The sequence below is a fragment of the Bradyrhizobium sp. HKCCYLS2038 genome (assembly GCF_051167655.1).
Lineage (GTDB): Bacteria > Pseudomonadota > Alphaproteobacteria > Rhizobiales > Xanthobacteraceae > Bradyrhizobium.
Genome location: NZ_JBNPTM010000004.1, coordinates 619299 through 631686, shown reverse-complemented (window position 1 = coordinate 631686; position 12388 = coordinate 619299). Strand labels below are relative to the sequence as shown.

The following is a 12388-nucleotide window of genomic DNA, read 5'->3' as shown; positions in this document are numbered from 1 at the left end:
AGGGAGTAGCGAATAGGGAAGAGCGGGCCCGGCTTGTCCTGTCTTCCCTATTCGCTACTCGCCATTCGCTATTCGCCCTCTTCCCCCGAACCATCTGTTCCGTCCGCCGTTGTCCACCGCACACACGGAGCAAGACATGGCCGACGACGTCATGACCACCACGGGCATCGCCCGTCACGGCGCCGCGCGGCTGCCGTCGGTCGAGATCGACAGCTTCAACATCGAGATCAAGGACGAGGACGGCTTCCTCGGCGATCGCGCCTCCAAGGGCGCGTTCCGCAAGATCCTGGAGCGCTGGCGCAAACCGCTGCGCAAATCCGGCCAGGACCCGTTCGGTGACGAGGACAGCGAGACCATCAGCAAAAAGACGCTGGATGCCATCCTGGTCGGCGAGGATACCGAGGCCTCCGCCGTGGTGCATTCGGCGATCGAGGAGTTCGCCCAGGAGCTGGCGCACGTCACCCGGCGCTTCCTGCGCACCAAGGCCTGGGGCAAGACCGAATGCATCGTGGTCGGCGGCGGGTTTCGCGATTCCCGGCTTGGCGAGCTCGCGATCGCCCGCACCGAGATCATCCTCAAGGACGAGGGATTCGGCGTCGAGCTCGAGCCGATCCGCTACCATCCCGACGATGCCGGGCTGATCGGCGCGCTGCATCTGGCGCCGTCGTGGATCTTCGAAGCCCATGACAGCATCCTCGCGGTCGACATCGGCGGCACCAACATCCGTTGCGGCGTGGTCGAGACCGCCCGGAAGAAGTCGCCCGACCTCGCCAAGGCCTCGGTCAGGAAGTCCGATCTGTGGCGCCACGCCGATGACGAGCCGACGCGCGAGGGCGCGGTCAAGCGGCTCGCCAAGATGCTGAAGGGGCTGATCGAGGAGGCTGATACCGAGGGTCTCCGGCTGGCGCCCTTCATCGGCATCGCCTGCCCGGGGGTCATCAACGAGGACGGATCGATCGAGAAGGGCGCGCAGAACCTGCCGGGCAATTGGGAAAGCAGCAAGTTCAACCTGCCGGCCAGCCTGGTCGAGGCGATCCCGATGATCGGCGATCACGACACGGCTGTCCTGATGCACAATGACGGCGTCGTCCAGGGCCTCTCCGAGGTGCCCTTCATGCAGGAGTTCGAGCGCTGGGGCGTGCTGACGATCGGCACTGGCCTCGGCAATGCGCGCTTCACCAACCGCCGCAAGGAGAATGGCCGCAAGGATGAGGATAAGAAGGGCGACGAGAAGAAGGCCGCGAAAAAGAAGAAGGATTGAGCCGTCGTCCGGGATGGCCCCCCGCGCGTGCGTATCGGGGTATTGTTGCGCTGCAGTATGGCACCTCCGGGGCCTGATCCGGCCGTGGCAGGTGCCAAAAACACTTGTACAACCAAGTGGATCGCGGGAGGCCGGTAACCTTGACCGGTTAGGTTAAGAAACGGTTTGCGTTGCGGTGCATGCCAGGATGCCGCAGGGTCATCCGCGTCGCTCAGGCCGGCCGGATTGACCCCCGTCTCTTCCGTCGGTTTCCCCAAGATGCAGCGACAAGGGACCGCCGGTATGTGTCAGCGTACGGCGGTCCCACCTATCTGGGGCCCGCGCGCACGGCCGCGCTCGCATTCCCCCGCGCGCTCCCGATCATGCGCCGCATTTCGATGGGAAATATCGCAAACCCCGCCTTGTCACCCCCGCAGCGGTGCCCTAGAACACGCCCCGACCACAGGGCCTGCCCCTGATTTGCGCCTGGAGAGGTGGCAGAGTGGTTGAATGCACCGCACTCGAAATGCGGCATAGGTGCAAGCCTATCGGGGGTTCGAATCCCTCCCTCTCCGCCATAATAAAACGGCTTCGAGGAAGCCCCGTGAAATAAGGCCTTTCTGCACGCCAGAGGCGTCTGGTGTAGCCCCGGGGTGTAGCCCCGACAGCCGCCCGATATTGTCACGGGCGATGGCCGAAGACAACGCTTGCCAAACCACGCGCGTTGCTCAGGGTACTGGACAGCCCAGCAAACTGACATCTGCAGTACTATGGGCTCATTGACGGATGGGATCGTGTATTGCCTTCACCCGTCGGTATCGCCGGACCGCACCGACGATCATGACGACGGAGGATAGCAAGAGGACACCCTGTACGATCGCGAGCGGCGGCTCGGCCGGCGGCACGCGGCGCGACGAAGTGCTTTCGGGTTCTTGCAAAGCTCGTCGACGGCATTCTTGGCCTCGGCGACGAACGTTTCCGCCCCGGATTCGTGCACTTAGGGTGGCCCGGCGAGGTGCACCATTGCCCACCCCAGGCCATAGCGCCCAAGACGATCTTCCTGGCCGCATTCGCGATGTTGGCGATTTGGTCCACCAGCGCCGGGTCTCGGCCGCCGAACTCAAGCAGTTGGATGTGAGGTTTCGAGCATCGGGTCTCGATGAGACTGATGGCCCCAACGCGTCTACTCGCGAAGGCCTAAATGCCGTGTGCCCGAATGGCGGGTGACACGAGTTGCCGTGGTTGCTATTGTTTGCTTAGACCCGCTGGGGCTGCATCGCGTTAGGACGCGGGAAGTAGTGGGTGAAGCTCCCGCAATTAGGAAAAGTTTTGAATGATTTTGTGAGGAAGCGACCGATGGTGGATGTTAGCGACGTTCGAGCGATTCAAGACAAGCACGGATACTTCCTTTCCCAGGCCAGAATGGAAGAGTACCAACACCAGGGTTTTACATCGCAATCTACCGGCCTCCATCCGACCGAGGTGTCCATCCTTCTACGAGAACTTGAGCGACTTTGCGCGAATCCACCATCCCGCATTCATTACGAAGCGAATGGAGTAACGCCTAGGTCTATTTTCAATTTACCAGCCTATAGTGCAATCTATGCCTCCCTTATTCGACATCCCGCTATCGTCCTACCAGTGCACCAGCTGATCCAAGAGCCCTTCTATTGTTTCCAGTTCCAGCTGAATTTCAAAGTAGCGTTCGATGGGAAAGAATGGCCGTGGCATCAGGATTACCCAACGTTTCAACATGACGATGGCATGCCGGATTGCCGAGCGGTAAACGTTCTAATCTTTTTGGAAGACGTTAACGAGTTCAACGGCCCGATGATGTTTGTTCCGTGCTCACAGAAATTTATCCTTCCTCTGCCAGAAGTTGATCATGATAGAACAGGATGGGCGTCTCGTTGGTTGGAGACTTCGAAGATCGAGTCAATTGTTCGGGATGGCGGGATTGTTGCCCCGAAGGGATGTGCTGGGTCCATTGTAATTGCGCATCCCAATATCGTGCACGGTTCAGCCAACAATCCATCGCCCTTCGGCCGAGCCCTCATCACATGCACATACAGTGCACTATCAACACGAGCGAAGGGCTCCCACCGCGCCAAGGACATTGTCTCGAATGACTACACCGAAATCCAGGCCGAAGACGATGATTGCATCTTGAGGTACCACGACAGTAAGCTGTCTAGATCAACCGTTTTCGATACCTCCTGCTTTGCGCGTCACCACTCCGGGTGAGCGAAATGTCCAAGCTGTACTCATTTCCCGGCATACCGAAAACAGCCTCCAGCGTCCGGTCAGCAAAGTCCAGCCTAACCTTCGACGACTTGTCGAAGGTAGCTTCGTCGGTTGCGAAATTGGTGTCACAAGGAAACAAGTCCGAGCAAGTCGTTTGCGCCGTCATCACGCGAACGAGGTCTCCGGAAACAATAGGAGTGATTGCTGGTATTATCCAATCCGGCGCCCTCTACGTGCCATTGGATCCGCAGATTCCAGCTGAACAGTTCGAAAGCTGTATCGAGCTTGCTACCCCTAGCTATATCTTTGTAGACGAAGTTTACCCATCGTTGGTTCAATTCGTCGATCGAGTTATCATAATAGGTGATCTCGACATTGCCTCGCATGACGGTGAAATGCCAAGAAGCGAATACCGAGACGCTCGGTACCCCGCGTACTTGTTGTTTACTTCCGGCAGCACGGGAGCGCCGAAAGGCGTTCTGGGCACTCTAGGGGGGCTGGTAGAGAGGATCAATTGGGGACGTGCTCTGTTTTCGTCCTCGTCGACCGACGTTTTTTGCCAACGAACTCCCCTTACCTTTGTTGACTCGTTGGCCGAGATCTTTGTCCCGTTAGCGACCGGTGCCGACCTCGTTATCTGCGAGCACGAGGTGGTTCGCGATCCGAGTCGTTTTCTAAAGTATATAGCGGAACACAAGATCACGCGGCTAACGCTTGTGCCAGCAATGCTAAGTTCTCTGTTGAGAGAGGAGCGCTTTTCGGAGCTGTTCTCAACTGTAAGGGGTTGCATTTCCAGCGGAGACGTCTTGCCCGTCGAGCTTGCTAGACAGTTTCTAGCGCTCGCGCCGAACTGCCGCCTAATAAACCTTTACGGAAGTACGGAATGTGCCGGCGACGCCACGTGGCACGAGGCAACCGACCATGACCTCGATGGCGCAAGCCTGCCTATTGGTCGGCCACTACCGAACATTGAGGTTCGGATCGTTGACCCACTCGGGAAGCCCGTAGCGCATGGAGCTGTCGGAGAAATTTTGGTGCTGAGCGACACTGCTGTGGCTCTAGGATATAGATCGCGAGACGAAGCTGATCAGCATAGTTTTATTTCGACTGAAGACGGTGAGAATCGCTCCGCGCATGGATTTAGAACCGGCGATCTGGGGATGTATCGCGACGGCAATTTATATTTCGTAGGACGTGACGACGGTCTCTTTAAGATCAACGGCCAGAAAGCAAGTCACAGGGCGTTTGAGCAATTAACAGACCTCGGAGTCGTTTGCCGTGTCGCGATCGCGGGTAGAAGCAAGCTCGTCTTGGTAGCAGAAAATCAAGGTGCCGATGAAAGATCAGTGCTTGAGCGCGCGAGGCAGGCAGTATTGCGAGCAAATCGGATCGTCTCTCCCCTGTTCATCCCGAAACTAATATCGATCGTCTCAGATATCCCACGCACGACAAGTGGAAAGTACGACAGAAAATTGCTTGAGCACGATGCGTTTCTGATAATTAGGTCGATTGTAGATAACGGCGGGCAGCCGTTCGATGAAATCGAAGCGACCGTTCTGAGGATTGTACGCGATTGCCTAGGTTTGGTAAGTCTTGGCGCCGACACGGATCTGCTAGATGCGGGCCTCGACTCGCTCGACGCCGTTTCGTTAGCGGCTTCGCTCGAAGAGTTCTTCTCGACCAAGCTTGAGCTCGGCTCCGTCTTTTCATCAAATACCCCGCGAGAACTGGCGCGGCTGGTAAGAATGGAGGAGCCCGAGAAGGCCAATGTTATTCAAGTTTGCGCCGGTGGGAAGGGCATTCCGCTAGTCTGCGTTCCGCCAGGTCTAGGGCTAGGATTTGCTTTTCGGACGTTTCGTCCGCGGATCAAGGATCACCCGGTCTATGCACTAAATTCTCGGGCATTTGGGGAGAGCAAGAAGCCTTACGACTCGGTCGAGGGGCTTGCTCGGCTTCACTTACATACGATTGCTGAGATCGGATTGAAGGGGCCCATTTGCCTAGTTGGTCAATCATTCGGTGGCGAAGTCGCATTTGAGATGGCGCGCCTCTTCTTGGAGAGCGGCCTAAATCTCCACGCACTTGTCCTGTTGGACACCGCGCGCACAAATACTCCCACGGCGGACAGTCATCCGGACGCGCGCAAACGATACTTTCTTCGCGTCGGCATTGATCCAAATTCATTTTTTGCATGTCAACTGGTTGATGAGATGAATTGCCACGACGCAATATCTCTCAGATTCCGTCCGAAGCCGTTGGACTTCGACAGGATCTTTCTGCTCAAAGCGTCGGAAAGTACCAGTGCAGATCCTTTCAATGGCTGGCTTGAGTATTGCCCCCGAGGGTTGCGCGTAATTCCGGTAATTGGCGAGCATGACCATCTTCTCGACGAGTGGTATGTCGACTCAATCGTTTCAGGACTCAGCAGGGCTCTTGCCAGCAGCTGGCTGGGATAAACCTGGCCTGGCTCCAGACAGGAGAAAAAGGTCGCGCCTAGAGGCATAGGGTCGGGGCAATGGGTCCTGTATACAACCAAAGCGTTTGACGGTACGATTATGAAATTGGAATGACAAGTGTTGCTGCAGCTAAAGGAGGGCGGGCATGCGACTCGATCTGTTTTTCAAGGTGCTTTTCGTTGCTTCTTCTGTGTTAACGGTCGCGTCAACTGCGAAGGCGGAGCAGAATTCGGTCCGAGTAGGAATAGTATTGCCTTTAACTGGCGCTGACGCGGAGGACGCCACGAGAATTCGCAATGGCTTGCTGCTTGCGATTGAGCAGCAAAATGAAAAAGGCGGTGTTTCAGGATACAGAATCGAACCTATCATTTATGATAGCGGTACAGCAACAGCAGGTCAGTACGATCCGGCGCAGGCCGTGATCAATTTCAGAAAGCTCATCGCTGATCCAAAAGTCGTCGCGGGACTAGGTCCGGAAATGAGCGGTGAATGCAAGGCAGTGGCGCCCATCCTTAGCGAAGCTGATCTCGCCACAATCGCTCCCACCGCGACCAACCCCGATCTTACAGATCCAAAATTTGCGAGCCAGTTTCGTCCCAAGGGCAAGACCGTTCTCTTTCGGACGGTGACGACTGATGCGTTTCAAGGACCGGGGATGGCCAATTATTTGGCGCAGCGGCTCAACGTCAGGAGCGTGTATGTGCTGGACGACTCGGGTGCCTATGGTGTCGGTATCGCAGACGCATTCGAGAAGCGTGCCAATGAGATTGGTATCAAGGTCGCCGGTCGCGATCGACTCAATCCGCGGGATGCAGACTATTCTGCTGTACTTACAAAGATCCGAGCCGCGAAACCCGACGCGCTTTACTATGGTGGGGTGGGTCAGGCGGGAGTCAAGCTCGCTAAGCAGGCCTACGAAATAATTCCCAACGTCATTAAAGCCGGAGGCGACGGCGTTTATGCGAGCTTCTTAAAAGGTGTCGGATTTCCGGCGATAGAGGGATGGTATTCGACCAACGCGGGGCCTCATCTGATCGACGATCCGAAGCTTGCGGCCTTCGTTAAGGAGTACAATTCAAGATTCAGGTCCCAACCAAGCGATTTTTCTCTCACTGCACACAGCGCAGCATTGGTGGTTATCGACGCAATTCGCAGAGTTGCGGAGAGTGGAAGAGATATGAGTCGTTCAAACGTTCGCGACGCCATCCAATCGGCCAATGTGATAACGCTGCAAGGTACCGTGTCCTTCGACGAGCATGGAGACATCAAAGATCGAACCATCAGCGTGTTTCAGTACAAGCACAATCCGAAATATCCAGACGACGACATAATAAATCAGCAGCAGTATCTAGGAACCGCTCCCCAACAGTGACTCGCCTTCGGATATGACGTCGTAGATGAACACGATAGATTTGGTCGTACAGCAGGCGGTCAACGGGTTGAGCCTCGGCTCGATGTATGCGTTGCTGGCTGTGGGCTTCAGTGTTGTCTATGGCATCATCGGCTTAATCAATTTCGCGCATTTCAATATATTTATGCTCGGTTCGTTCATCGCGCTGTGGTCTCTCGAGGCTTTTGGACTACAAGGTCAGTCGATACAGTTGCACGGCTGGCGATTGGTTGGTGTAATCGGCTCCGTGCTCGTCTCTACAATGATGATTAGTGGCCTGCTTGGCGTCGCGATTGAGCGAATTGCTTTAAGGCCATTGCGCAGCATTCGCGGCGTCGCCGCAATGATAACGACGATCGGAATTTCCTATATCATCTTGAACCTTGTTCTGATCAGTAGTGGCGCTGACACAAAAAATTTTGCCAATCCACTGCCCAACGTTCGTTGGTCGATCGGGGAAGCTACAATTCGGCTGCGTGAAGCGATTCTCTGGGCGGTGACTGTCGCCCTAATGGCGTCCCTCCACTACTTTATTCGACACTCTAAATTGGGAAAGGCGCTCCGGGCTACGGCGCAGGATAGAGACGGTGCTCGCATCGTGGGCGTGGATGTCGACCGGGTCATCGCCGTCGCATTCTTTATAAGTTCAGCTCTCGCCGGAGTCGCCGGAATGATCTTTGGCCTCTACTACAACTATACTAGCTTCGCTATCGGACATAGCGCGGGACTTCATGCATTTACAGCGGCCGTACTAGGGGGCATTGGAAGTATCCCAGGAGCGATGCTTGGTGGCCTTCTTTTGGGATTGATGGAAGCAGCCAGTAGTCAAATCGTGTCGTCCCAATGGACAGAGGTGATAGTATTCTCGAGCCTCATCTTGCTATTGGTGTTCCGGCCACATGGCATTCTCGGGCGTCCTACCCCCAGAAGGTCATGAAAGCATCATCGATGCGAGATTCAATCATATATTCGATTTCTCGACGTTGTTCCGAACTGCTTTGGACCGCTCATGCGTGAGTGGTGGTCAGCTCGCGGCAAGAACGCGTTAGCCTTCGCTTTGGTTGCAGCCGCAATCGTCTATCCGGTCATGGACGCCAACGAAGGCAACATAGATGTGCTGTCCAATGCCATGGCGCTCGCGATGCTGGCGCTAGGCCTAAATATAATTGTCGGATTTGCGGGAATGCTCGATCTGGGCTTCGCAGCTTTCTTCGCCATCGGAGCTTACGGCTATGGAGTATTCGCTTCACACCAAGTGCAGCCAGAATGGTCTGCAATGTGGGAGCCATTCCGGTACCTGGGCTTGGTGGAGAAATTCAACGATGGAAGCATACTGCGTGTGCACTTTACTGTTTCGTTCTGGTTGATGGTTCCAATAGCTGCGATATTCGCAGCCATTTCGGGCATTGCCTTCGGCGCCCCAACTTTGCGATTGAGTGGCGATTATCTAGCGATCGTCACTCTCGGCTTTGGTGAGATCGTGCCAATATTAGTACGCAACTCTCCCTACTTTACAAATGGCGCCATGGGTCTGAACGGCGTCGCTCCTCCCAGAATTTTTGAGTACAACTTCGGCATTAAGTCATTGCCATATTACTATTTGGGTTTGGCCATGCTGATCGGATTGATCCTGCTCAGCATCCGGCTGCGCGACAGCCGTATCGGTCGCGCCTGGATGGCAATCAGGGAGGACGAAACGGTCGCCCAGGTCATGGGAGTCGACCGAGTAAGATATAGACTTCTTGCGTTCGCTATCGGAGCGGCTTTTGCGGGCGCGGCCGGTACGTTCTATGTTGCGAAGCTCCAAACTGCGACTCCCGAAATGTTTGGTTTCCCAGTGTCGATAATGATACTCGCAGTCGTCGTGCTAGGAGGAGTCGGAAGTGTTGCGGGGGTCGTGTGCGGTGCGTTGCTTCTTACGCTCTTGCAATCGTGGTTTCTGAAGGAGCTGACGCAGACCATTCACTTAGTAGGTCGGTCGGTTGGCTTAAGCTTGGATGCTCTCGATCTAGTTCAAGCCAGTGAACTCATCCTGGGCGTTATCTTGGTGGTGATGATGCTGTATCGTCGTCAAGGTCTGGTGCCGGAGCATGTGCCGGCTCTTGGCCTTCAAAAGGAGTGGAGTTCTGGACTAGAGAATTCGCCCGGAGCGCTTCTCTCCCGCTCCTTGGATCCCGTCGATCCGGATCGCCCCCTACTCGAGATAGTTGGGCTCGACAAGTCGTTCGGCGGTCTTGAGGCGCTTAGCTCCTTTCAATTGACCGTAATGCCAGGGGAGATCGTCGCGCTCATCGGCCCGAATGGTTCGGGCAAAACGACTTTGTTTGATGTCATTACCGGACTAGTTGATCCGGATCGCGGAGAAATACGGTATCTCGGTCGCGAGATTACGGGGCTTGCCTCCCACCATTTGGCGAAGCGTGGTATTTCTCGGACGTTTCAAAGCATTCGTTTGTTCGACAACCTGTCGCTTTTAACCAATGTTATGATCGGGGCTCATTCAAGAACCCGATCAGGCGTAGTTCCCAGCATTTTGCGAACGCGGCGCGCGAGGCAAGAGGAGGCGGCTATGGTCCGCGCCGCGGCGAGTGCAATGGGGTTCTTCGACCGGCGCCTAACCCCGCGCCGGGACGACTTGGCGAGCTCGTTATCGTATGCGAACCGACGTCGTCTTGAAATTGCGCGTGCGCTGATGTCGCAGCCGCGCTTGTTGTTACTTGACGAGCCGACAGCGGGCATGAATCCGACCGAGACGGCAGAGCTGGCAGCGCTGGTTCAACGGATCGCGGCGGCCGGCATCACTATTCTCTTGATCGAACACAAGCTCGGCGTTGTTTTCGAAATTGCAAGCAGAGTAATCGTGCTGGATCAGGGCAGGAAGGTCGCCGAGGGAGGACCTCGTGAAGTTCAACGCGACAAGGAGACGTTGAGTGCCTATCTTGGAAGAGCCGGCACCACATAGTCGCAAGAGGTCTGTGCTCCAGTTCGAGAGCATTCACGCGCACTATGGCGATCTTCATGTCCTTCAAGGTGTAGACTACTTGGTCGGACAGGGCGAGATTGTCAGTCTCCTGGGAGCCAACGCCTCGGGCAAGTCAACCACGATGAAGATCGTCATCGGGCTGATTTCTGCGACAAGTGGGAAGGTGATCTACAACGGCGAGGTTATCAACGCACTCACGACGGCGCAGCGCATAAAACGAGGGATTGCGACCGTGCCAGAGGCCCGCCGGCTTTTCCCCAATATGACAGTACTGGAAAACCTTGAGATGGGCGCGTTTACTCGCAGGGATAAAGCCGAGATCGAAGACGACTTACGTTGGGTTATTCAATTATTTCCTCGTATCAAAGAGCGGCTTTCGCAGTTGGCTGGCACACTCTCGGGCGGAGAGCAGCAAATGGTGGCCATTGGACGAGCGCTCATGTCGCGCCCACGTCTGCTTTGTCTCGACGAACCCTCAATGGGTCTATCTCCGCAACTTGTTGATCAGTTGTTCGAGACTCTTGTAGCCATAAACAGGCGAGGTACTAGCATATTTATGGTTGAACAAAATGCAAAACAGGCTCTGTCCATATCGGATTATGGCTACGTGCTCAAGTTGGGAGAAGTAGTCTTGCATGGTCCAGCATCTGCGCTCCGCGAGGACCCGCTAGTGCAACGAGCATACCTTGGCGACGTCTAGCGCTCATTCTGATCTCAGGTCTGGGAAGCGATCTTTACGCTGAACTGGATTCGCTTTTCCCGAATAGCGCTAGTGAGCGACGGACAGCAGTCCAAAAGAGCTTCGGTGATTGCTTCGGGATGGCCGTGCCATTGAGAAGTTTTCGACGATGCCAGAATCAATTGGACATGACGCTCGTTGAGGAATTCAAGCTTATAAAGCGGATAACCGATTTTATGGTGATCCAGCACTTGGGTGGTATCCTGGAATAGGGACTTTCGGCCTATGTCGCGTCGCTCATCCAGGGCAGAGAAGAGAACGTCCGGTGTGAGTAGCCATCCGTCGGAGTCTGGATCGGGAATTGACTCAGCTAGACGGCCAAGCGGTCGAATTGCAAGTCGCCCGGGGAAACTTTCGCTCTTATGGGTGACGATCGCAAGATCGTCCGTCCAATAGCGAATGAGTGGCTGCGCGGTTTGGAACGGTGCAAGCGCGGTAAGTACGACTACGCCGATACCCTCGCGAAGCGGCTGCCTTGTCTTTACCGAAAGAACTTCTGGAATTGAAACCGGGTCGAAATAGTACCAACCCGTATTGGCATCCTCGGTTGCTCCTCCGATGATCTCCGACAGTCCGTAACGATCTGTCACCGTCGCAGACCAGAACGATGCGAATGAGTCTTTTAAGTTTGGGCGTAGGTATGCCCCGTAGGTAAAGATGTCCCTCAGCGGATTGTCGAACCCTGGCTTCCGCCATTGACGCGCGGCTTCCGTCAATGCCCACAGAGCTCGTTGTCCTCCACAAAGTATCGTGCAATAGGGCTCAACCTGCTCTTCTTCGAAGCGCTCCGCCAACAGGGTGTCAATCAGGTACCTGAAGCTTCCAGTAGCGTTGATGTTCAGTCTATGGAACCGAATCGGGGTCGCGATAGCCCGCTCGTAAGTAACGTGCGTGTTTTGGAATAGGATTCCGCGTCGGTAGCGCCGTCCAGGTAGTTCATGGACCGTGGTGAAAAATCGGTGGAGGAAATCTTGCTCTTGTAGGCTGATGATATGCGGGAAAGGTGCGCCAGATGAGCCCCCCGTAAACTTGACGTCCCAAATCGCTTCTCTGACCTGCGCCCGGGGGCCTTCACGAATGATATCTTGCCTAAATGACAGCGGAAGCGTGTGAATCAAAGATAAAGGAATATCGTTGGCGAATCCTGTAAGGCTCTCGTCGTAGAATGGTGCTCTTCGAGCATTTCTAAGCGTCTGCTCGAACAACGCGGCGTGAAACTGCTGTAAGGCATCCCGACTTGTTTCGAGGGATCGGCTTGTCATTGTGCACTAATTCGTGCGCTGGCAACCCTCAGTGGTTGCCAGCAAGCGCGTCATGCCTACTCGATCATCGGAAA

8 protein-coding genes and 1 tRNA gene are annotated in these 12388 nt (G+C 55.4%); 8 read left to right on the top strand and 1 reads right to left on the bottom strand.

The annotated features are described in order from the left end of the window. The first annotated feature begins 136 nt into the window (after nucleotides 1-136). The 8 genes from ACQR1I_RS20805 to ACQR1I_RS20770 all read left to right on the top strand — a co-directional run bounded on the left by ACQR1I_RS20805 (nucleotide 137) and on the right by ACQR1I_RS20770 (nucleotide 11013). Nucleotides 137-1261, top strand: coding sequence for an ROK family protein (locus ACQR1I_RS20805; protein ID WP_434866415.1), 1125 nt, complete (start codon nucleotides 137-139; stop codon nucleotides 1259-1261). A gap of 467 nt (nucleotides 1262-1728) precedes the next feature. Further along, a tRNA-Ser gene (locus tag ACQR1I_RS20800) sits at nucleotides 1729-1818 on the top strand. Nucleotides 1819-2542: 724 nt separating this feature from the next. After that, nucleotides 2543-3484: a phytanoyl-CoA dioxygenase family protein gene (locus tag ACQR1I_RS20795; RefSeq protein WP_434866414.1), complete on the top strand. Its 942-nt coding sequence runs from the start codon at nucleotides 2543-2545 to the stop codon at nucleotides 3482-3484. A 5-nt stretch (nucleotides 3485-3489) separates the two neighbouring features. Then, the gene (locus ACQR1I_RS20790) at nucleotides 3490-5940 is read left to right on the top strand and encodes an alpha/beta fold hydrolase (protein WP_434866413.1); all 2451 of its coding nucleotides are present in this window, start codon (nucleotides 3490-3492) and stop codon (nucleotides 5938-5940) included. A 145-nt stretch (nucleotides 5941-6085) separates the two neighbouring features. After that, nucleotides 6086-7312 (top strand): branched-chain amino acid ABC transporter substrate-binding protein, encoded by a 1227-nt coding sequence (locus tag ACQR1I_RS20785; protein WP_434866412.1) that lies wholly within the window; start codon nucleotides 6086-6088, stop codon nucleotides 7310-7312. 25 nt (nucleotides 7313-7337) lie between these two features. Then, complete coding sequence (locus ACQR1I_RS20780; RefSeq protein ID WP_434866411.1) at nucleotides 7338-8267, top strand: branched-chain amino acid ABC transporter permease; 930 nt, start codon at nucleotides 7338-7340, stop codon at nucleotides 8265-8267. 72 nt (nucleotides 8268-8339) lie between these two features. After that, the gene (locus ACQR1I_RS20775; protein ID WP_434866410.1) at nucleotides 8340-10292 is read left to right on the top strand and encodes a branched-chain amino acid ABC transporter ATP-binding protein/permease; all 1953 of its coding nucleotides are present in this window, start codon (nucleotides 8340-8342) and stop codon (nucleotides 10290-10292) included. Beyond that, on the top strand, nucleotides 10261-11013 hold the full coding sequence (locus ACQR1I_RS20770) for an ABC transporter ATP-binding protein (RefSeq protein WP_434866409.1): 753 nt from the start codon (nucleotides 10261-10263) through the stop codon (nucleotides 11011-11013). Before ACQR1I_RS20775 ends, ACQR1I_RS20770 begins: the two co-directional genes overlap by 32 nt. A 14-nt stretch (nucleotides 11014-11027) precedes the next feature. Here ACQR1I_RS20770 and ACQR1I_RS20765 read toward each other — a convergent pair whose 3' ends face one another. Continuing rightward, nucleotides 11028-12314 (bottom strand): hypothetical protein, encoded by a 1287-nt coding sequence (locus tag ACQR1I_RS20765; RefSeq protein ID WP_434866408.1) that lies wholly within the window; start codon nucleotides 12312-12314, stop codon nucleotides 11028-11030. Nucleotides 12315-12388: the final 74 nt, after the last annotated feature.

Coding starts and splice junctions, on each gene's coding strand:
- ACQR1I_RS20805 (WP_434866415.1), top strand. CDS start 137: ATGGCCGACGACGTCATGACCACCACGGGCATCGCCCGTCACGGCGCC.
- ACQR1I_RS20790 (WP_434866413.1), top strand. CDS start 3,490: ATGTCCAAGCTGTACTCATTTCCCGGCATACCGAAAACAGCCTCCAGC.
- ACQR1I_RS20785 (WP_434866412.1), top strand. CDS start 6,086: ATGCGACTCGATCTGTTTTTCAAGGTGCTTTTCGTTGCTTCTTCTGTG.
- ACQR1I_RS20780 (WP_434866411.1), top strand. CDS start 7,338: ATGAACACGATAGATTTGGTCGTACAGCAGGCGGTCAACGGGTTGAGC.
- ACQR1I_RS20775 (WP_434866410.1), top strand. CDS start 8,340: ATGCGTGAGTGGTGGTCAGCTCGCGGCAAGAACGCGTTAGCCTTCGCT.
- ACQR1I_RS20765 (WP_434866408.1), bottom strand. CDS start 12,314: ATGACAAGCCGATCCCTCGAAACAAGTCGGGATGCCTTACAGCAGTTT.